The organism is Vibrio sp. QJM3NY_35 (assembly GCF_057785915.1).
In genome coordinates this window covers 98,430-118,357 of the sequence record NZ_CM173508.1, presented here as the reverse complement: position 1 = coordinate 118,357, position 19,928 = coordinate 98,430, and the positions used below count along the sequence as shown (strand labels likewise).

General features: G+C 41.2%; 18 protein-coding genes. 12 read left to right on the top strand and 6 right to left on the bottom strand.

Annotated features, from left to right (window positions below; all coding sequences use genetic code 11):
- The first annotated feature begins 113 nt into the window (after nucleotides 1-113).
- Both rhaB (AC3CH3_RS15990) and AC3CH3_RS15985 read left to right on the top strand, forming a co-directional pair.
- Nucleotides 114-1,490 carry a rhamnulokinase gene (rhaB, locus tag AC3CH3_RS15990; RefSeq protein WP_488538656.1) on the top strand — a complete coding sequence of 459 codons (1,377 nt, stop codon included), beginning with the start codon at nucleotides 114-116 and terminating at the stop codon, nucleotides 1,488-1,490.
- 311 nt (nucleotides 1,491-1,801) lie between these two features.
- Complete coding sequence (locus AC3CH3_RS15985) at nucleotides 1,802-3,310, top strand: BNR-4 repeat-containing protein (RefSeq protein ID WP_488538655.1); 1,509 nt, start codon at nucleotides 1,802-1,804, stop codon at nucleotides 3,308-3,310.
- A gap of 102 nt (nucleotides 3,311-3,412) precedes the next feature.
- Here AC3CH3_RS15985 and AC3CH3_RS15980 read toward each other — a convergent pair whose 3' ends face one another.
- Complete coding sequence (locus AC3CH3_RS15980) at nucleotides 3,413-4,009, bottom strand: DJ-1/PfpI family protein (RefSeq protein WP_488538654.1); 597 nt, start codon at nucleotides 4,007-4,009, stop codon at nucleotides 3,413-3,415.
- Nucleotides 4,010-4,335: 326 nt separating this feature from the next.
- On the opposite strand from AC3CH3_RS15980, the gene AC3CH3_RS15975 reads away from it, so the two are divergent.
- Nucleotides 4,336-5,019, top strand: coding sequence for an oligogalacturonate-specific porin KdgM family protein (locus AC3CH3_RS15975; protein WP_488538653.1), 684 nt, complete (start codon nucleotides 4,336-4,338; stop codon nucleotides 5,017-5,019).
- Between the two features lie 369 nt (nucleotides 5,020-5,388).
- On the top strand, nucleotides 5,389-5,646 hold the full coding sequence (locus tag AC3CH3_RS15970; RefSeq protein WP_488538652.1) for a hypothetical protein: 258 nt from the start codon (nucleotides 5,389-5,391) through the stop codon (nucleotides 5,644-5,646).
- A gap of 76 nt (nucleotides 5,647-5,722) precedes the next feature.
- On the opposite strand, the gene AC3CH3_RS15965 is transcribed toward AC3CH3_RS15970, so the two are convergent.
- Nucleotides 5,723-7,222: a BNR-4 repeat-containing protein gene (locus tag AC3CH3_RS15965; protein WP_488538651.1), complete on the bottom strand. Its 1,500-nt coding sequence runs from the start codon at nucleotides 7,220-7,222 to the stop codon at nucleotides 5,723-5,725.
- Nucleotides 7,223-7,849: 627 nt separating this feature from the next.
- Here AC3CH3_RS15965 and AC3CH3_RS15960 point away from each other — a divergent pair.
- The 6 genes from AC3CH3_RS15960 to AC3CH3_RS15935 all read left to right on the top strand — a co-directional run bounded on the left by AC3CH3_RS15960 (nucleotide 7,850) and on the right by AC3CH3_RS15935 (nucleotide 14,529).
- Nucleotides 7,850-8,980, top strand: a complete 1,131-nt coding sequence (locus tag AC3CH3_RS15960; RefSeq protein ID WP_261875708.1) for an ISAs1 family transposase — start codon at nucleotides 7,850-7,852, stop codon at nucleotides 8,978-8,980.
- Nucleotides 8,981-9,318: 338 nt separating this feature from the next.
- The gene (gene rhaB / locus AC3CH3_RS15955; RefSeq protein ID WP_261839790.1) at nucleotides 9,319-10,692 is read left to right on the top strand and encodes a rhamnulokinase; all 1,374 of its coding nucleotides are present in this window, start codon (nucleotides 9,319-9,321) and stop codon (nucleotides 10,690-10,692) included.
- Between the two features lie 12 nt (nucleotides 10,693-10,704).
- Nucleotides 10,705-11,970: an L-rhamnose isomerase gene (locus AC3CH3_RS15950; protein ID WP_065677831.1), complete on the top strand. Its 1,266-nt coding sequence runs from the start codon at nucleotides 10,705-10,707 to the stop codon at nucleotides 11,968-11,970.
- On the top strand, nucleotides 11,970-12,782 hold the full coding sequence (rhaD, locus tag AC3CH3_RS15945) for a rhamnulose-1-phosphate aldolase (protein ID WP_065677830.1): 813 nt from the start codon (nucleotides 11,970-11,972) through the stop codon (nucleotides 12,780-12,782). Before AC3CH3_RS15950 ends, rhaD begins: the two co-directional genes overlap by 1 nt.
- An 11-nt stretch (nucleotides 12,783-12,793) precedes the next feature.
- On the top strand, nucleotides 12,794-13,108 hold the full coding sequence (gene rhaM, locus AC3CH3_RS15940; RefSeq protein WP_065677829.1) for an L-rhamnose mutarotase: 315 nt from the start codon (nucleotides 12,794-12,796) through the stop codon (nucleotides 13,106-13,108).
- A gap of 47 nt (nucleotides 13,109-13,155) precedes the next feature.
- Complete coding sequence (locus AC3CH3_RS15935) at nucleotides 13,156-14,529, top strand: sulfatase family protein (RefSeq protein WP_488538650.1); 1,374 nt, start codon at nucleotides 13,156-13,158, stop codon at nucleotides 14,527-14,529.
- A 386-nt stretch (nucleotides 14,530-14,915) separates the two neighbouring features.
- On the opposite strand, the gene AC3CH3_RS15930 is transcribed toward AC3CH3_RS15935, so the two are convergent.
- From AC3CH3_RS15930 to AC3CH3_RS15915, 4 genes are read right to left on the bottom strand one after another with little or no spacing between them, the layout of a single operon-like run.
- Nucleotides 14,916-16,202, bottom strand: coding sequence for an anaerobic sulfatase maturase (locus AC3CH3_RS15930; protein ID WP_261839807.1), 1,287 nt, complete (start codon nucleotides 16,200-16,202; stop codon nucleotides 14,916-14,918).
- Nucleotides 16,199-16,480: a DUF202 domain-containing protein gene (locus AC3CH3_RS15925; RefSeq protein ID WP_065677826.1), complete on the bottom strand. Its 282-nt coding sequence runs from the start codon at nucleotides 16,478-16,480 to the stop codon at nucleotides 16,199-16,201. Before AC3CH3_RS15925 ends, AC3CH3_RS15930 begins: the two co-directional genes overlap by 4 nt.
- A complete protein-coding gene (locus AC3CH3_RS15920; protein WP_261839806.1) occupies nucleotides 16,477-16,842 on the bottom strand; it encodes a YidH family protein in 366 nt (121 codons plus the stop codon). Before AC3CH3_RS15920 ends, AC3CH3_RS15925 begins: the two co-directional genes overlap by 4 nt.
- Nucleotides 16,839-17,468: a Crp/Fnr family transcriptional regulator gene (locus tag AC3CH3_RS15915; protein WP_261839805.1), complete on the bottom strand. Its 630-nt coding sequence runs from the start codon at nucleotides 17,466-17,468 to the stop codon at nucleotides 16,839-16,841. Before AC3CH3_RS15915 ends, AC3CH3_RS15920 begins: the two co-directional genes overlap by 4 nt.
- A 150-nt stretch (nucleotides 17,469-17,618) precedes the next feature.
- Between AC3CH3_RS15915 and AC3CH3_RS15910 the strand changes: the two genes are divergently transcribed.
- Nucleotides 17,619-18,437 (top strand): sulfite exporter TauE/SafE family protein, encoded by an 819-nt coding sequence (locus AC3CH3_RS15910; protein WP_065677823.1) that lies wholly within the window; start codon nucleotides 17,619-17,621, stop codon nucleotides 18,435-18,437.
- Nucleotides 18,438-18,567: 130 nt separating this feature from the next.
- Nucleotides 18,568-19,719: an iron-containing alcohol dehydrogenase gene (locus AC3CH3_RS15905; RefSeq protein ID WP_261839803.1), complete on the top strand. Its 1,152-nt coding sequence runs from the start codon at nucleotides 18,568-18,570 to the stop codon at nucleotides 19,717-19,719.
- Nucleotides 19,720-19,928 lie beyond the last annotated feature (209 nt).

The following is a 19,928-nucleotide window of genomic DNA, read 5'->3' as shown; positions in this document are numbered from 1 at the left end:
TGACAACGGTCAGGCTATCTAGCAAAAAATGATGTTTTGGAGTGCAAAGCTTTGTATTTATAGGACAGTTTTACCCAATTATAATCAACGATCAGTGACGATTGGAGGTTGTAATGAATTACTTTTTAGCAATTGATATTGGTGCTTCAAGCGGACGACACTTGTTGGGCCATCTAGATGATGGCAAGCTCAAGATTGAAGAAATCCATCGATTTGGAAATCAAATCTTTAATGTAGACGATCAGCTTTGCTGGGATCTTGGTTATCTGTTCTCTGAAATAGTAACCGGCCTAAAGAAGTGTGCAAAATTGGGAAAGAAGCCAACAGCACTTGGTATCGATACGTGGGGGGTAGATTTTGTCCTTCTTGATAGTGATGATCGTTTGATTGGTAATGCAGTGTCTTATCGAGACAAGCGAACCAATGGCGTTATGAACGAGATTTGTTCACAAATTGGTGATGAGGAGCTTTATGCCAAAACTGGTATTCAATTTATGGACTTCAATACCATCTGCCAGTTAAAGAAACTCCCAGAGGAGGTTAAGTTACAAGCCAAATCATTCCTCATGATTCCTGACTACTTAAATTACTTACTGACGGGGAAAAAAGTCAACGAATATACTAATGCCACCACCACACAACTTTATAACGTCGAAGCCAATAAATGGGACGAAGAGCTGATTGAATTTGTTGGTCTTAAAAAAGAGGTATTTCATGAAGCACTTCCTCCGTTATCAAAAGTCGGCAAGTTAACACAAGAGTTAGTAGATGAAGTCGGCTTTGATTGTGAAGTGATTCTACCCCCCACTCACGATACCGGAGCTGCTTTTATAGCTAGTATTTTGAACATAGAAGATAACGGTGTCATTCTTAGTTCGGGTACATGGTCACTGTTAGGCAAGGAGTTGCTCGATCCTATAGTCAACGAACAGTCAAGATTGAAGAACTTCACCAACGAGGGTGGTTTCGACAGGCGCTATAGATTCTTGAAGAATATAATGGGGTTGTGGATTGTCCAAGAAGTGTCGCGAAATTTGGATCATAGATATTCGTACTCTGAACTAGTCAAGCTAGCTCGAGAAGCTAAAGACTTTACTTCAGTAATTGATGTGAACGATCAAAGATTCTTTGTAAGCGATAATATGATCGAGGAAATAGTCAATTATTGTAAAGAATCGGGCCAAATACCACCGTCGACAGTAGGAGAAGTCAGTGCGTGCGTCTACCGTAGTTTGGCAAGCTGTTACAAGAAATATATTGATGAAATATCTGAGATAACCGGCCAGGAAATTAGTGTTATCAATATTATTGGCGGTGGATGCAAAAATGAGTTCCTCAATGAACTGATAAAAGCAGAAACCGACCGTGAGGTCATTATTGGCCCGATTGAAGCTACGGGGATAGGTAACATAGTCACCCAGATGATCGCCATGAAAGAAGTTGTTGATTTATCCGCTGCAAAAGAAATTATTAGATTTAGTGATCTATAAATATATCATTAATAGCTTTGTGTGATGAGATAAGATATATATTGGTAAGCTAATATATATTAATGGCATAGTAAATAAGAAGTGTGATTATTATAAAATCATCAAATTTACTGTGCCGCATATAAACTGTGATATTAGGATTTTAAATGGCAAATATTGTCATTTGATGTTGCAATAGTTTGTGTTACTTACTATTTAGTTTCTTGATAAGGTATAGATGGTTTTATTTGTATCTAAATGCCGCTATGTGAATAAATAATAAAAAAATTATCAATTAACGAGAAGCAAAAATAACTGTTATAGGAATGTCAATGAATATGTTTAAATTTAGCTTATGTGCGAGTGCTATATTCGGCTCAATGTTATTTGTACCTACTGGAGTAGCCAATGCTGCTATTGCTCTTGAGAGTGAAGTGAAAATCACCGATGGAGCCCTACATTTTGATGGAAGTCGACTTAAAGCTCGACATGCCGATGACAACGGATCTGATGTCTATGATTATAAGTTCGGACCTCAGATATCAGCTCATGGAGATAGTGTAAAAACATACAAAGATTACGTTTTTATGACTTGGTATCGTGGTGGTAAGCAAGATCGACACGTCATGTTAAGTCGACTTAACACCAAAACCGGTACTATTAAAACGATTGAGTTCCCACATCAACATACAGGTTTTCTAAACCAACCGCATATCGGTGAGTCACACAACACTATCGCGGTTGAGATAAGTCCTATCGATGGTACGATTCATATGCTTTATGATATGCATGCATATGGCAAAGATAGACCTGCAGATGGATCATTTAGTGAAGATTACTTCCGCTATTCATTCAGTGTGCCTGGGGCTGCTGAGGTTGTGGATAAAGATTTTACGTTGGATAAGTTTGTTAAGGATACTAGCCCGTTAAGTGCCGGTGACAATGACTACAAGCACTTAACGCTTAGTGGTAAGATTGATTACACCAGCTACGAAGGTCTCACTTATCCAACGTTCTACACAAACGATGATGGAACCTTGCTGGTTTACATGCGTAAAGGCGGTAACAACAACGGTGGGTATGTATTTGCTCATTATGATGCAGATAAAGGCCATTGGTCTGACTGGAATCAATTTAACGTTTTAGATGCCAAATCCTATGGTAATGCCTATAACTGGGGTCTGTACGGCAGCATGAAGTACGTTAATGGTAAGCTCAGGGTTAGTTTCCAGCAGCGTGCTAAACGGGACGACAAATTTGTTTATCAAAATGGCGTTTACTACGCATACTCTGATAGCCCAAGTGGTGATGGTCAATGGAAAAACCACTCAGGTGAAAGTATGACGTTTCCACTTGTGAACTCAGATGAAATTAAGGTGTTTGAGCCAGGCGACTACATTAGTCATACCGAAAAAGATTCGGTGCATATTGTACAGAATTTTGATTGGACTGTGACAGAGAAGGGCGATGTACACATGATCAGTCGTGTTAAGTCCAGAGATAACAAACGTCCAGATTTCGAGATGGTTCACTTACACTCATATAAACCTGCTGGTGCAAAAGAGTTTATTATTTCCGACGATTTTGTAGGTGCGTCTAATATCTATACTGCTGGTGAAAATATTTATATCATTGGTTTGAATAAAAATGGCAAACCATATGTTGAGAAAGCGAAAGGCGGCACAAACGAATTTGAACGCGTTTATGAGTCTAAATCAGACAAAAAATTTAGCCACGGTAAGGTGCATATTGAAGATGGTAAACTGTATTACTATCTGATGGAACGTGCTAAAGGTAATTCTCGTCCACTATATCTACAAGTTATTGACTTAGATCTATAAGATAAGAAAGTATAGTAAAAGTGCCAACAAGATAATTGTCTTGTTGGCACTTTTTATATAAGAAATATAAGATTATTGATTACAAGCTTCTATGGTTATTTCTTAAATTCTGTATTCAGTAAATCGACGATAATTAATATGCTTTGCTACCCAGTCTACATCACTAACATCATTAGATCTGGTTCTGGTATTGCCGAGTAGAACTTCAGCGATTGCAAATGCAAAATCGATGGTGTATCCGTAATCTTGACCAGTAATAAATTGACCATCCATTACAACGGGCTGATTAATGTATGACCCATCAGAGTAGTTTTGATGGAAGGTTCCACAGCAAACGTAGTGGTGAGAGCCCAGCAGCGAGTTCTTGGCTAGTACTTTTGCACCAGAAGAGCATAGCGCTGCAATATAGGCCCTCATGCTGATGTGTCTTTCAATAAAGCTGATAACCTGACCATCTGTACCTAGTTTATCGGTATTCGGTGGACCACCAACAAGAACAATTGCATCAAAATCACATTGTATGTTGGCGGATAATAAGTCATCTGCAACAATTTTTACCCCATGATAGGAGGTAAGGTTAACGGTTTGATCGCAAGACAATACCTTCACCGAAAGCTGCAAGCGACGTAATATGTCAATTACGCTGATTGCCTCACCTTCTTCGAATCCGTCACTGAGTAAAAGTGCAATATTTTTCATACAGTATTACCTTATATATTAAATGTATTCATCGCTATCAGTGTCGATTGTATTCATGCTATCTACAATAATTATTATTGCCCAATGACTTGTCATATATTGCTCGCCACTTCATCACTACGTTCTAATAGTGTCACTATTATTTTAATAATTACGTTCCCCCTGTCTAGGTAGTTGCGCAGAAATTGTTCCAAGAGTTAACAAAAATAAATCTTATAACTTGTAGAGGAAATTGCAAATATAACGTTAGTAAAAAAACATTGAAAATAAGCCGAGTATATTTCACTACCATACTCAGTAATAAATATAATTCAAGGAATTGAAACATGAACAAAGCAAATCTAATTGCATTAGCAGTGACCTCTACCCTCATCAGTACCTCTGTTCTTTCAGCAACATTGATGGTCCGTCAAGAACACTTGGCCGATCCTAGTAACCCAATAAATAAAAACGCTACTCTGATTAAACTTGGAGCTAGCTCTGGTAACACGTTCTTTGGCGCTCAGGTTTCTCATAAGGGCGAAACGCTAAGCACGTATCAATTAGGTAGTGGTGAGGTGCAACTTGGCCATCGTTACAACGTTAATGACGATATTAGGCTCATCCCACAGCTTCAAGTGACATCAGTAACTAGTGGTCTTCTGTACAAACCGCAAATGGGTTTTGTTTATCAGCTTGGTAGCGGTTTCTCTACTGAGTTGAAATATAAGCATGAGTTTCATGTTCGCAGCGATGACAAAGATACTACCCAAAAAAGTCAATACCAATTTAATCTAAATTATCGAATAGATGACGCGCTGCGTTTGGGCTTACAGTATGATTACTTTAAGAGCCTTGACGATGTAAAACAGTATAATAACGATGACTTTAAACAGCACCTAGAGCTAAAAGCGTATTACCGAGTGGCTAAGGGGTGGACGCCATTTGTTACTATTGCAGGTGTTCCTGTTAGTGCTACGTCAGAAGACTACCAACTCCGTACAAGGGTAGGCTTCCTCTATAGCTTTTAATATAAAATTGCTTAGCTGATATTATTAAAAAACAGGGCCTCAAAAGAGGGCCTGTTTTTTTTTGGGAGTAAATGCAGTCGTAAAGTACCATAGGTTCAGTGGTTAAAATAACTATAACTATAACTATAACTATAACGATAACTATGACTAGCTCGCTATGCTTTTGTGTTTACAGAGCAATAGATAGTACTAGTTTTCTGGTTCCATTTATTATCCTTATTTTCATGTTAATATTGCAATTTAGGCTAATTTAGTCTTATTAAGTGGTTATTTTTGCTTATATAAAGAGTGTTGAAAAATAATTTTGTTATAAATGTGATATTGACTACATTTAACAATGAGACCCATCATTGAAATGAGGAATAAAACATGAAAGTAATTATTGCAGTAGTTTCAGTTTGTATGTCATTAAGTGCCTATGCAATGACAGACCACGATGTTTGTGAGGCATATGGTGTTGCGATAGCGGCGAATAGTACTCATGACCAGGTGCATTTCTTTGACGAAATGCGTTCTAGAATTGAGAATAAATCTTGGAGTCTAAGCTCTGAAGAATGTAATAACCTGAGTATGGAAGCAAAATATGAGTTCGATGTTGATTTGATGATTGAAATGGGGACAGATTAATCTCTGGTTATCGGTGACAAATGAAAAAGCCTCAACCCACCTTGTTCTAGATGAGTTGAGACTTTAATTATCGCTTCTATTCAGTGCGCGTAAGCGCTTCTTCCTGCAACCTTTGGATTGGTCCGTTATCTCCGAGGAGGTACATCTTGCGCCATTGCGTTGATCCTTTTGCTTTCTCGGCAACAAACAGTCGTGCATCTGGATGAGCATTGCTAATCATAGCGGACATAGACCAACCAGACTTCGCTCTGCGTAAGAGTTCCGTGCTCTTCTCAAATGTCTGACCACCATCTTCAGAAGTAAAGTAGGCTACGACACCATCACCTTTTTCCTTATACCCCAGTGTAAATGTTACTTTTTCAGGTGATGAAATAAAGAAATCACCACGAGTATCGACGCCCCAGTTTACCGCTGCAGGGTTAACGGGATTTCCACCTATCCACTCTTCACCTGTCCAGCGAATGTGGGACGTCTGTTTTGGACCACCCGTCTTCTTAACGCCTAAGTCGACACCAATGTTTGTCCCAATATGAGGGTTACCATCTTGGTCTAAATGCACTGAACCATTAAAGGTCCACTTGTCTTCGGTGTCAAAAGCGAGTGTTTTCTTATCTGCGAGCTCTTTGGTAACCGGCAGGTCGAACGTTTCACCCTGGACATTACGCCATGTCCCTTCCTTGGTATTAAATACCATATAGTAAGTGTTGTGACGTTCTGTCGTGTGCCCGCGATCATTGTTTGCGTGGGTTTTCCAACACAGGTGATAGTCGTAGGTGATGATTATGTTATCGCCTTGTCCCTTGACGGCCCAAGCATACCAACTGTCTACGGCCTCTACATCATCACGCTCTTTGTGTTTGAGGAATGAGACAGGGTCTTCGAACGTACGGCCATGATCTGTCGATTTTTGGTACACCCAATCACTCTCATGAGCACCATGGCGATAGAACAGGTAGATATCGCCATTATCCATTTTGACCGCTTGGTTGTAGTTGCCAAATGGAGGAATATTGTCAAGCTCTACCCAGTCAGAAATGTCGTGTGGTTTTTTTGAAACGATATGCTTATTTTTCCCATCATGAACATCGCCCAACGGGTTCTCACCATGGCGGGCACCACCACCATGTCCGCCAAAGAAAATGTGGATGAAACCAAGATCGTCAATAATCATCGTCGGCTTACCGTGGTTGTCGATAGCACGGCCAGATGGAGCCCAATAGTTATCTTTACCTAACTCACTAAAGCCGGCTTTTATTGGACCTTGCCACTCCTTTGTCTCGTGGTTGTATGCAACGACATATGGATCTTCTAGGTCGCCTTGGTAGGTAAGATAAGTAATACCATTCTCATAGATCCCTGCTGGCGCTTGGACCACGGCAAGAGGGTTCCCGAATCCATTGTTAGCAAAGTAGTCAACCATCTCACCCTTGTCTTTTTCTGTCTGATCTGCCGTCGCGTTGAATGCGGTTGTGCCTAGAGACAATATCATGGCAGATGCCAATAGGCGTTTCTTAAATCGAGATGGCGTAGTGGTAACAGGTTGTGTATGTGACAAGTTGTCATTAGTAATCGTCATTAATGTTCCTTATATATTTTATTAAATAACAAACTAAAATTAGAAAGCTATGGATTATTAATTTTTTACTCTTTGAATAAAGAAATATAATGATATCGTAAAGTTGGTGGATTACTATTTCCATGCCTATTTTTGGGTTGTTGTAAGGCAAAATTTGCATGTAGGTATCAACTACAATTTATCAGGCCATATCACTAATCTGATAGAACTTAAAAATATGATGTGTAAAATCTTCTATAACTCATTTTTAGAGATTTATTCGGAAGTAACTTTAATTTAAATATCACTAGTAGTTCCAGTAGCTTGTAATAATTAAGTATGAGGTTGGGGTGGGATGACTATTTTTATATATTTGGTTTTAATATATCATCATAAGTTAAATATTAGTTAAGCTAGACTATTTAGTGTGATTAATTCGTTAGATTTCCTTATTAATGTTGAGTCTAGTTCACCAGTTACCCAGGGCAAGATCATGAAAAACCCATATGGAATAAGGGGTAGCGTGAAGTAATGTTTCCACTAATTTGTACACTGAAGTCACAATAATCTCAATACATCCAAGATCGATTTGATGATCAGATTTAGGTGTGATCATATACTGTTTTTTAACAGCAGATATTTAGCCTAATGAACGGATTAAGCCTTTTGGACCATATTTCAGTTATTCGAGACCCTCGCCAAGCTTGGAAAATAGAGCACACGCTAACCGACATTATCTTCTTAACAATTGCAGCAGTGATTGCTGGTGCTGAAGGTTGGGAGGATATTGAAGATTTTGGTGAAGATAACTTGGAATGGCTTAGACAGTATGGTGATTTCAAACAAGGCATACCAGTACACGATACCATTGCCCGAGTTATCAATCTTATTTCCGCCAAGCAACTACAACGATGCTTTACAGCGTGGATGAAAGACTGTCATGAGGTGACTGAGGGTGAAGTGATTGCTATCGACGGCAAAACTCTCAGAGGCACATACAACAAAGACAAGCGTTGTGGTGCAATCCATATGGTTAGTGCGTTTAGTGCTGCAAATCAAGTTGTGTTAGGGCAGGTTAAAACAGCAGACAAAAGCAATGAAATCAAAGCGATCCCCGAACTGCTTGAAATGCTTTCCTTACGAGGTTGCTTAGTGACGATTGATGCTATGGGATGCCAGAAGGATATAGCTGAAAAGATAGTCGGCCAAGATGCAGATTACCTCTTAGCGGTAAAAGGTAATCAAAAACGATTGGAGCAAGCGATTAGCCAAGTGTTTAATTCTAGTATGCTTAATAGTTTTGAAGGTGATAAATACGTCACTCAAGAGAAAGGACATGGTCGTACAGAAACGCGTTTGAGTATGGTTGTTCACAATACAGATTTCTTAGGCGATATAGCGCTTGATTGGGCGGGACTCTCCACCATTGGTATGGTCGTTTCAATTCGTCAAGAAGGTGATAAGCCAGCAGAAACAATGCAAATCAAGCACTACATAAGCTCAGCAAAACTGACGGCTAAAGCTTTACTAGAGAGCACGCGAGCACATTGGAGCATTGAAAATCAGATGCACTGGCGATTAGACGTAGGTTTTAAAGAAGATGAATGTCGGATTCGTCGAGAGCAAGCTGGTGAGAATTTAGCAGTTATAAGACATATAGCTTTAAATCTGCTGACGGAAGAAACTAGCTTCAAAGCAGGGATCAAAAGAAAGCAGAAAAAAGCAAACCGTAGCAATAGCTACCTTTCGCAAGTCCTTGCAGTACAAGGGGCTTCGTAATCTTGCCCTGACCAGTTACCGTCCTTGGTGATTGGTTTTTCTTACTTCATAAATACCTAACTGTCTCATACACTCAAGCCAAGTGATACGATTATTGACCAATTTCTCAGTGGCAATTATTGACTGATTTATTGTAAAGACGATAAATAACATATCGTTTGTTTGGTGGTCTTCTTTCCTGTTAGCGTAGCTTTTGTTTTTAATTGACTTAATTTAAAGGGTATTTTTTATTGGATACGCTTGGTTGAATAGCAAAAAATGACACCATTAAGGGCAATTTAACGCATTTTACCAACTGCTGATTCTTGTATGATGAAATCAAACACTAGGAGGTGGTTATGAATTACTTTTTGGCAGTCGATATTGGTGCTTCTAGTGGAAGGCACTTATTAGCGCATATTGAGAATGAACAAATAGTGCTTGAAGAAATATATCGATTTGAAAATAAACTTTCATCAGTCGATGGTCAACTATGTTGGGAGCTGGATAATCTATTTAGTCATATTCTCGAAGGGCTAAAACAATGTGTCACGATCGGCAAGATACCAAAAAGCGTCGGTATTGACACTTGGGGTGTTGACTTCGTTCTTCTGGATAATGAAGAGAATATTATCGGTAATACGGTATCGTATCGAGATAGTCGTACAAAAGGTGTTATGGATGATATTTGTGATCAAGTTGGGCACCAAGAAATCTATAACAAAACTGCCATTCAGTTTATGGGTTTTAATACCTTATATCAGATGAAGTCTGTGGGTTCAAAAGAGAAGCAACAAGCCTGCTCGTTTTTGATGATTCCAGATTATATCAACTATCTGCTAACGGGTGTTAAAGCGAATGAGTATACCAACTCAACAACAACTCAAATGCTAAATATTGATACTGATGATTGGGATAAAGATTTACTTGAAGTATGTGGTATCAGCAAAGATATCTTCACTAAACCCCAATACCCTGGTCATCAGCTTGGAAACCTTAAATCCTCAATACAAGAGGCGATTGGCTTTGATTGCGAAGTAGTATTACCAGCTTCACACGATACAGCTTCTGCTTTTATTGCCAGTGTTTTAGAACTCGAAGACGATGGTGTAATTTTGAGTTCTGGTACTTGGTCATTGTTGGGCACTGAACTTGAGAAACCGATAGTTTCTGATATTTCTCGTCAAAGCAATTTCACTAATGAAGGTGGTTACGACAAACGATTTAGATTTTTGAAAAATATTATGGGTCTTTGGATCGTTCAAGAAGTTTCACGAATATTGGAATACAGGTATTCATATGCAGAATTAGCCGATCAGGCAAGAGAAGCCAGTGATTTTACCTCTGTTATCGATGTCAATAATGAACGCTTCTTTGTGAGTGAAAACATGATCGAAGAAATTGTCGATTATTGTAAAGAAACTGGACAAGACATCCCACAAACAACAGGTGAAGTCTGCATGTGTGTTTATCGAAGCCTAGCCAAGTCTTATAACCAGTACATTGAAGAACTTATCAGTATTACCGGAAAAACCGTAGATAAAGTCAATATCATTGGTGGAGGGTGTAAAAATCAGTTTCTCAATGAGTTAATTGAACAGGAAACCAAGAAAGAAGTTATTGTCGGCCCAGTAGAAGCAACTGGTATGGGTAATATTATTGTACAAATGTTATCCATGGGCGAAATTGCTCATTTAAAACAAGCGAAAAATTATATTAGAAACAGCATTTAATTAGGAATTATCATGGAACAGAGTTTAAAAAATAGATACGAACTGAGTAAGTCACTTTACGCTAAATGGGGCATTGATGTAGATGCTGTTCTTGAGAAATTAAAAGGCGTTAAGGTCTCTATTCATTGTTGGCAGGGTGATGATGTTACGGGCTTCGAGGAAGCGGCTCATGAACTGTCTGGTGGTATCTCTGCTACTGGTAGCTACCCGGGTAAAGCAACAAATGCACAAGAGTTACGTGCTGATTTAGACAAAGCACTGAGTCTAATCCCAGGCAAGCACAAGATTAACCTCCACGCTCTTTATGCAGAAACACATGGTGTAGCGGTTGAGCGTGATGAGTTGAAACCAGAACACTTTGCTGGTTGGGTCGAATGGGCGAAAGAGCGTGCTCTAGGCCTAGATTTCAACCCTAGTATGTTCTCTCACCCGAAAGCGAGTGATGGTTTGACACTGTCTCACCCTGATAAAGAGATCCGTGATTTCTGGATTAAGCACTGTATTGCTTCACGTAAAATTGGCGAATATTTCGGTAAGGAATTGGATCAAACGTGTCTGACAAATATCTGGATTCCAGACGGCTATAAAGACACCCCAAGTAACCGTTTTGCGCCGCGTCAGCGCCTAAAAGATTCTCTAGATGAGATTTTTGCTGTTGACGTTGACGAGCAGTTCAACAAGGACTCAGTAGAATCAAAAGTATTCGGTATTGGTGTTGAATCTTACACGGTTGGTTCGCATGAGTTTTATATGGGTTATGCGGTCGCGAACAATAAGCTTTGTTTGCTAGACAATGGCCACTATCACCCGACCGAGTCGGTTGCGGACAAGATCTCATCAATGCTGCTTTATCAAGATGAGCTTGCTTTGCACGTTACTCGCCCTGTTCGTTGGGACAGTGATCATGTCGTAACGCTAAATGACGAAGTTAAAGAAATCGCGAAAGAGCTAGTTCGTACAGACAGCTTGGACAAAATATACCTGGGTTTAGATTTCTTTGATGCAAGCATCAACCGCGTAGCTGCGTGGGTATTGGGTACTCGCAATATGCAAAAAGCGCTACTTGAAGCGATGCTTATGCCACATGACAAGCTGACTGAGTTGCAAGATAAAGGCGACTTCACACAGCGCTTGGTTCTGATGGAAGAGCTAAAAACCTATCCAATGGGTGATATTTGGAACTATTTCTGTGAATTGAATGATGTACCAGCAAACGAAGATTGGTTTAGAGCGATCGAAGTTTATGAGCAAGACGTTCTGTTTAAGCGAGGCAAATAATGGATAAGTTAGCATTTATACAAGAGTTTAAAAAGACGACCAACGACGCATGGTTGAAAGGATGGCATGAGCGTAATGGGGGCAATTTGTCCTACCGTTTGACTCAATCCGAAGTAGAGCAAGCTCGTCCATTTTTTGAAGAAACATCGCAATGGCTGGAGATCGGTGTAACGGTTTCCAATCTTGCAAATGAATACTTTATCGTTACCGGTAGTGGTAAGTACTTTCGAAACGTAGAAGTTTGTATTGAAGAAAATGCTGGAATTATCCAAGTTTCAGAAGATGGCACTCAATACCGAACACTTTGGGGTCTTGTTAACGACGCGAAACCGACGAGTGAGTTGCCTGCGCACCTTATGAATCATTCAGTCAAGTTTGACGCGACGGGTGGAGCGCATCGAGTTGTTATGCACTCTCACACGACAAATTTAATCGCGCTTACCTTTGTTTTGCCGCTGGAAGCTGAGACGTTTACTCGTGAACTATGGGAAATGGCGACGGAGTGCCCAGTTGTATTCCCTGCTGGTGTGGGCATTGTCCCATGGATGGTTCCCGGTGGTCGTGCTATTGCTGAGTACACTAGCGAACTGATGAAAACGTACGATGTGGCTATTTGGGCTCATCACGGTACATTCTGTTCTGCGGAAGACCTAAGTCTCGCGTTTGGCTTGATGGATACCGCAGAGAAGGCCGCTGAAATACTAGTAAAAGTTCTCGCGATGGGTGGCAAACGTCAAACTATTCAACCAGCAGAGTTCAAAGAGCTAGAATCTGCATTTAACGTTACGTTGAATGAAAAAGCATTGGCTTGAGGAGGCGTTAGGTGATTAGAAAAGCGTTTAAACTCAAAGTTAACATGGATCAGTTTGAAGAATACAAAAAGCGTCACGACAATATTTTTCCTGAGTTAATTGATGTACTTAAAGCTGCGGGAGCAAACAACTACTCTATCTTCCTAGACGAGGAGACAGGTTGTCTGTTTGGTTATGTTGAGTTAGAATCTACTAATAAATGGAACGATGTTTCAAAAGCTGAAGCTTGCCAGAAGTGGTGGAGTTATATGGAAGATATCATGGAGACGAATCCAGATAGCAGCCCTAAATCCACAGAGTTAACAGAGATGTTTTATCTAGCGTAACTATGATCCGCTAATGCTATGAAACAAATTAGTATCAAGAGGTAAATATGAACAAGCCGAATATTATTGTAATTTTTAGCGATCAGCAGCGTTGGGATACGTTGGGTTGTTACGGTCAGGAACTGCCTGTAACACCAAACCTAGACGAGCTTGCACGAGACGGTGTTATGTTCGAGAACGCATTCACAGTCAACCCTGTATGTGGTCCAACACGTTCAACGATGCAAACTGGGCTGTATCCAACCGAAACCGGTTGCTTCCGAAATGACATTATTCTTCCCCAAGGTCAAAAAACCGTGGCTCACTTTCTTTCTGATGAAGGTTACAGTGTCGGTTACGTCGGTAAATGGCACTTAGCTTCAAATAACACTGCTCATGAGGGCTTTGTTGTAGCGGCACCGACAGAAAGCTCAGGTGAAACTATCGATAATTGCTTCACAGCAATACCAAACCAGTATCGAGGTGGTTATAAAGACTTTTGGGTTGCTTCCGATATCCTTGAAGGCACATCGCATGGCTATGGCGGACATATGTTTGACATCGATGGCAACAAGGTAAGTTGGGATGAAGATGTATATCGCGCAGATTTTTTGACTGACTTGACGACAGACTACATCGATAATTACCAAGAAGAGAAGCCGTTCTTTTTATTCTTGTCTTATCTAGAGCCACATCATCAGAATGACAAAAATACGTATGAAGGCCCCCATGGCTCTCAAGAGAAATGGAGTAACTTCAAAGTCCCTGGTGATCTAGAACCGTTTGTTGATGGTAATTGGGCAGAAGAATACCCAGATTATTTAGGTTGTTGTAATAATCTCGATCAAAATGTTGGAAAGATTCGCCAAGCGGTAAAAGATAAAGGCTTAGATGATAATACTGTAATCGTTTATCTGAGTGACCACGGCTCTCACTTCAAGACTCGCAATGGTGAATACAAGCGTTCATGTCACGACTCTTCGATTCGTATTCCGTTCGTGATTTACGATCCACGTGCGAAAGCAGGTCAGGTGATAGATGACCATGCAAGCATCATTGATGTAGTTCCAACTCTGCTGAAGGCTGCGGGCGTTAAAGTACCTAGCTACATGCAGGGTCAGCCGCTTCAAGATCTGTATATTGACAACGCTAAGAAGAGTAATGCTAGCTTTATTCAGATCAGTGAGTCACAGATTGGCCGTGCTATTCGTACTAATTCATGGACGTATTCGGTATCAGCTCCGGATCAAAGTGGTTTAATCGAGAAAGACAGCGGGGTGTACCAAGAAGAGTTCTTGTACAACCTAGTTGATGATCCTAATCAGTTAGAAAACTTGGTGGCTAATGAAGATCTGAAGCCGGTGAAAGCGGAGCTAAGAAAGCTTTTATTGGAAGAGATCTATCGTATTGAAGGGGTACAACCGGAAATCATCGAAGCGTAACTGTTGGTGTTGAACACACATTTATATGTTCATTGCAAAAGTCCATAGTGGTAACACTGTGGACTTTTTTATTGTCATCTTTCCAGCAACAGTTTCGATCTCAATGCTAATGGGCACCTTGGAGGTGCAACCTATGATTCGGCTGTGCAATCGGTTTGTGCTCATTCGTAAGCAACTATGAGGAAACCATTATTGGGCGAGGATAGTTCGTTGATACGGTGGGGTAAATGAAGATATGGTTCGGCGGGAGGTTATACCGCAAGAAAAAAGACGTTGAGTATGAACCTCTATTGGAGTTGAACACGAACTAAATGCGCGGAGCTTCTCCTCTGGAGGGGACTAAAAGTCAAATCCGCCTTCTAAGAAGGCGGGTTTTCACCTAGTTGTTATGCACAACAGCGTTTGTATTTCTTGCCACTGCCGCATGGGCAGGCGTCATTTCTACTCACTTTCTCAGCCTGTTTATTGGCAAACTGTGCCATGATCTCTGCAGGGGACTTACCATTCTTTATTAGCTTCGCCATATAAGCCATCGCATGTTGAGAATGATCGAAGAAACTATAATAGCCCTCACACAAGTAGTTATGGTCGAGTTCCCCTGTTGGTCCAGGCAAAAATCGATGTTTCGGGCAGCCGCCGTGACAGGCGAATCGATATCGACATGATTGGCACTTGCTATTCAGTTGTTTTGACTTGTTGAGTCCGAAGTCGATGGCCTCTTGACTATTGTTCATCGAAAGGATGGTGCGGTCATGGATATTGCCTAGTTTGTACTCTGGGTACACATAGTGGTCACATTGATAAAGGTCTCCATTTGCTTCGATGGCAAACGCATGCCCACATCGAGGTGCGAATACACATATAGGGCTGGGTTGACCAAGCCAAGTGGTTAATGTGGTATCAAATTGTTGAACAAAGACGTGTCCAACATCCTTGGTTACCCAGTAGTCGAAGATTGTATTGAGGAATTGACCATAATCAACGGGTTGGACAGACCAAGGTGTGACTTTTCCATATTTTTGGTCTGGATTTACTAACCAGGTATCGTTTGTCAGTTGATCAGATTCTTGTCGTTCAACTAATGGGATAAATTGAATAAAGTTCGAACCGATGCTTTTTAAAAATTGATAGACCCTGAGAGGATGCTTGACGTTCTTGTCATTGACAACCGTGAGGGTATTAAACTCGACTTGATGCTTTTTCAATAGCTCGATTGCTGCGACGACTTTACTGTGAGTCCCCTTACCACTGGTGTTGGTGCGATAGGCATCATGTAGATCTTCAGGGCCATCTATTGAAACGCCAATAAGAAAGTTAGCTTGCTTGAAGAGCTCACACCACTCATCGTTGATCAAAATCCCATTGGTTTGAAAGGCGTGAGAAATCGTTTTATTACCCCGATAGCGTTCGCACAATTGAAGTACGGTGCGATAAAAGCCCACACCGAGTAGTGTCGGCTCTCCCCCTTGCCATGCAAACTGAACGGTATCGCCCTGCTGCGCGTCGATATATTGTTGAATAAACACCTCAAGCGTTTCTTCATCCATACGCCAGTTTTTTTGTCTATCTGGATAGAGTTTTTCTTTCTCTAGGTAAAAACAGTAGTCACAGTCGATATTACATACCGAGCCAGATGGCTTGGCCATCACATGACAGTTGGTAATTTGGTTCATTGTAGTTTTCCTATGAAGACATCAGATAGCATGGTTAGGGCGTAGGTCACTGCTATCAGCATTATTATTATTGAAGTTAAAAACTTGATAATTCGCGCATGGGAGAAAGAGCACATGATGGCAACCAGCATTGCGGTTGCACCACATAAATATGTGAGAGTGGCATCTTGAGTTATCGAGACCTTTAGCAATACCACACCAATGGCAAATAGAACCAACTGAGTTCGTAGCCAGGATAGAGCAGTACGTTCAAACTGTAGCCCTTTAACCGCACTCATAGAGTGATGGCCAACGTGATAATGAAGGTGAGCACTAAAATGGTTGCACTAATAATCTTCATGTTCGATGTGTATTTGAGGTCTTGGTTTAGCCTCATCGCTTGTTCGTTGCGAGACCATCGTCGATAAGCATAGATAGCGACCGCTCCAGAGCAGAGGCATAAAAAACACGAGAGCAACAGTCGCACAAGTGGGTTCGCTAGTTCCGGAGTCAGCTGATCGAGAGCAATAGCGCCCGCTAACAAAGCAAGTGATGTTCTAATCCATGCTAGATAAGTTCGTTCATTGGCGAGTGAGAAGCGATAATCCGGAGCGCTACCTTGCTCCCGCCATGGTGATTTTTTAGAGCGGAACTTTTTCATTCTACTTTTTCCTTGGACAACGAGTTAAGACTCGTAAGCTTTGATAGATCGGCAGGATGGGGGCTGCGATGGTGCATGCTCAGCACTCCGGATTGTTTGAGTGATTTACAAAAACGAATCACAGTCGTCACGTCGGTAGCGCTGTACTCGCTAATTTCGCGATAAGTCCAGGGATAGTGTGGGTAGTATGCGAAGAAATGCTGTATCGCATCGATTATTCGGTTTTTAGCGTTGAAAGCACTAAATTGAACAAGACGTCGCTCAGCTTCCCCTAACTCTTGGCAAACTTCGGTCGTTAACGCTTTGGTTAGTGAAGGGGCCAGCTGTTGCAGATCTTCAAAGGTGTGAATATTTACTCGACTAACAACACTGTTCTCCATCGCTCTAGCCGTCGCTGGGTAGCGCTGATGAGTAAACAGAGAGCGATAACCGAAGTATGAGCCCTTCCCGTACAGTCTGAGTAACGATTCTTTTCCGGTTTCTGCCACTTGGTAAAGCCCTATAAATCCACTTTCAACGCGATAAAACCCAGATGCTTTGTTGTTACTAAAGTAGACAGCTTCTTGTTTGCAAACGGTGAGTTTACTGGTCATCTCTTTCAGTGATGTTGGTATCGGTATCGTCATACTGCCGTCATTGCGTGTTACTGGAAGCGATAGTGTACTGCAAAAAAAACAGAAGAAATATGATCAACGCCATAAACTAAACACTAATTGGTACGTTAGATTGTTTTTAGTAAAAAGGTGTTTTGTTTTTAGTGCTAACGGAGGTGGTCTATGCCATTCAATGAGCTGTTGATGAACGTGTGGTCTGCGGATGCAGTGGCTTTGAAGCTGCTTTTAGGAAGCATTTTTGGTTTATGTTTAGGGCTAACCGGGGTTGGCGGAGGAGTGCTGTTAATACCAATGTTGCAGTTATTTTGCGGAATGTCTCCCGTGTTGGCGGTCGGCACAGCAAGTTTGATTTCAGCGATGGTTAAGATCAACGCTTCCCTAGTTCATATAAAAGCTCGGAACGTATCTTGGAACAAGATAGCGCTACTGTTTGTTGGTGCGGTACCGGTTACATTGGTGGTCACTCAGCTGGTAGTTTACTACAGTACACATCCGCTTTACTCGCAAAGTACAGAACAGATGGTGACTTGGCTTGTGACAATTGTGATGGTTGGGTCACTGGTTTCAGTGTTCTCTAAATACAAAAGCATGTCTAAGGTTGAGCCGGGCTTAATTTCAGAGCCTAAAACAAACACCAAAAAAGCGATTGTTTCTGGCATGTTCTGTGGTTCAGTTTTGGGTTCGACGGGTGTTGGTGGGGGCGTTTTGCTTCTCCCTGTACTCAACAATGTGTTGCATTTGGATATTAAGAAAGCCATTGGCTCTTCGGTAGTATTGGCATTGTGTCTGTCTGCCATTGCCGCAGCTGGTTATGCAAAGGGTGGACAGTCAGATATTCATACCGCAATCTTGTTTTTTATCGGTTCATTTCTTGGCGTTCCTGTGGCTGCTCATTTGATGAAACACATGTCTGAACGTCACGTTTATTCGGCGACCATGATTGTTATTTTGGTTAGTTTGATTGCATATCTAATGCTTTAGATATCGAGCTTAGAGTTTGCTTTAAATTACTGTCGCTGGTGAATCAGCGTTCCTAAAAGTGTAGGTCGAGTTTAAAAAGTCGACCTGTGATTATTTGTAAATATATTGTTGTTAATTACAAGGATTAAATATGGCATTTACTTTGGCACTACCCAAAATAAATATCTCTGGCGAAAATGCGATCAACGAATTGGTTTGTCATTTAGTCTCCAAAGAGGTTGGTGATGGCTTTATTATTGCGGACAATGCATTAAAAGATCTGGGTTTACTTGAACCACTGATTACAGCGCTCAAAGAATCTAATTTGTCTTTCACTTGTTTCACGGATACGGTTCCAAATCCAACTGTAGCCGTTGTTGATAGTGCTTATCAGGCATACAAAGAGTCCGGTGCGAACTACATTATTGGATTTGGTGGAGGTAGTGCAATTGATACCGCGAAAGCTGTAAAGATCCTGACTGCGAATCCACAACCAATCACTCGTTATACAGGGGTGAACAATGTAAAGAATCAAGGCGTACCACTATTTGCTATCAATACCACGGCAGGTACTGCTGCAGAGGTGACCAGTAATGCTGTCATTACCGATGAAAAGAGCAAAGTAAAGTGCGTTATTATCGATAGCAATATTATTCCGGATATTTCTGTGAATGACCCTAGCATTATGGTTGGCTTACCCGCTGATGTTACGGCAGCAACTGGTATGGATGCCCTGACTCATGCTATCGAAGCTTACGTTTCAGTAGGTGCACACACCCTAACCGATCACTCTGCGCTAGAGTCTGTTCGCGTGATTAGTCAATACTTACCTCATGCTGTAGAGGATGGTTCAAATATCGAAGCGCGAGAGAAGATGGCATTAGGTCAGTTCCTAGCAGGTATGGCATTTAATAGTGCTGGATTGGGTATGGTTCACGCCATGGCACATCCAGCAGGCGCACATAAAAACCTACCACACGGGGTCTGTAACGCTATTCTCTTGCCACTAGTGTGTGAGTTTAACCGACCACATCGGATAGGGAAATTTGCCAAACTGGCTGTTGCTCTGGGGTGTAAAATTGATGGAATATCTGAAGAGCAGGCGAGTATCGAAGCTGTGAAGGCGATCCGTGAACTTAGCTCGCGTGTTGGTATCCCCGTTGGATTTGGCCAGCTAGGTGTCACAGAAGATGATGTGAAAGTCTGGGTGGATAGTGCGTTGGCAGACCCGTGCGCCGGAGGCAACCCCGTCAGCATGACCCCTGACGATGTGCTCACTTTGTATATCAAGTCGCTTGGGTAGTTAACACCATTACGTTGATTACATGAGCCCGTCATTCAAGGCGGGCTCATTTGTTTGCAATTTTTTAAGGTTTCAAAAGAGAATCATCTTACTGATTGCATTTTTTGACGCGATTCACATTGGTCATCCAGAAATGCGAACATCTCTTTGTTATTTAAACCCACGCACTATGCAAATTTTGCCCTCAAAATTACCAAAAATTATCATTT

Coding starts and splice junctions, on each gene's coding strand:
- rhaB (WP_488538656.1), top strand. CDS start 114: ATGAATTACTTTTTAGCAATTGATATTGGTGCTTCAAGCGGACGACAC.
- AC3CH3_RS15985 (WP_488538655.1), top strand. CDS start 1,802: ATGAATATGTTTAAATTTAGCTTATGTGCGAGTGCTATATTCGGCTCA.
- AC3CH3_RS15980 (WP_488538654.1), bottom strand. CDS start 4,009: ATGAAAAATATTGCACTTTTACTCAGTGACGGATTCGAAGAAGGTGAG.
- AC3CH3_RS15975 (WP_488538653.1), top strand. CDS start 4,336: ATGAACAAAGCAAATCTAATTGCATTAGCAGTGACCTCTACCCTCATC.
- AC3CH3_RS15970 (WP_488538652.1), top strand. CDS start 5,389: ATGAAAGTAATTATTGCAGTAGTTTCAGTTTGTATGTCATTAAGTGCC.
- AC3CH3_RS15965 (WP_488538651.1), bottom strand. CDS start 7,222: ATGACGATTACTAATGACAACTTGTCACATACACAACCTGTTACCACT.
- AC3CH3_RS15960 (WP_261875708.1), top strand. CDS start 7,850: ATGAACGGATTAAGCCTTTTGGACCATATTTCAGTTATTCGAGACCCT.
- rhaB (WP_261839790.1), top strand. CDS start 9,319: ATGAATTACTTTTTGGCAGTCGATATTGGTGCTTCTAGTGGAAGGCAC.
- AC3CH3_RS15950 (WP_065677831.1), top strand. CDS start 10,705: ATGGAACAGAGTTTAAAAAATAGATACGAACTGAGTAAGTCACTTTAC.
- rhaD (WP_065677830.1), top strand. CDS start 11,970: ATGGATAAGTTAGCATTTATACAAGAGTTTAAAAAGACGACCAACGAC.
- AC3CH3_RS15935 (WP_488538650.1), top strand. CDS start 13,156: ATGAACAAGCCGAATATTATTGTAATTTTTAGCGATCAGCAGCGTTGG.
- AC3CH3_RS15930 (WP_261839807.1), bottom strand. CDS start 16,202: ATGAACCAAATTACCAACTGTCATGTGATGGCCAAGCCATCTGGCTCG.
- AC3CH3_RS15925 (WP_065677826.1), bottom strand. CDS start 16,480: ATGAGTGCGGTTAAAGGGCTACAGTTTGAACGTACTGCTCTATCCTGG.
- AC3CH3_RS15920 (WP_261839806.1), bottom strand. CDS start 16,842: ATGAAAAAGTTCCGCTCTAAAAAATCACCATGGCGGGAGCAAGGTAGC.
- AC3CH3_RS15915 (WP_261839805.1), bottom strand. CDS start 17,468: ATGACGATACCGATACCAACATCACTGAAAGAGATGACCAGTAAACTC.
- AC3CH3_RS15910 (WP_065677823.1), top strand. CDS start 17,619: ATGCCATTCAATGAGCTGTTGATGAACGTGTGGTCTGCGGATGCAGTG.
- AC3CH3_RS15905 (WP_261839803.1), top strand. CDS start 18,568: ATGGCATTTACTTTGGCACTACCCAAAATAAATATCTCTGGCGAAAAT.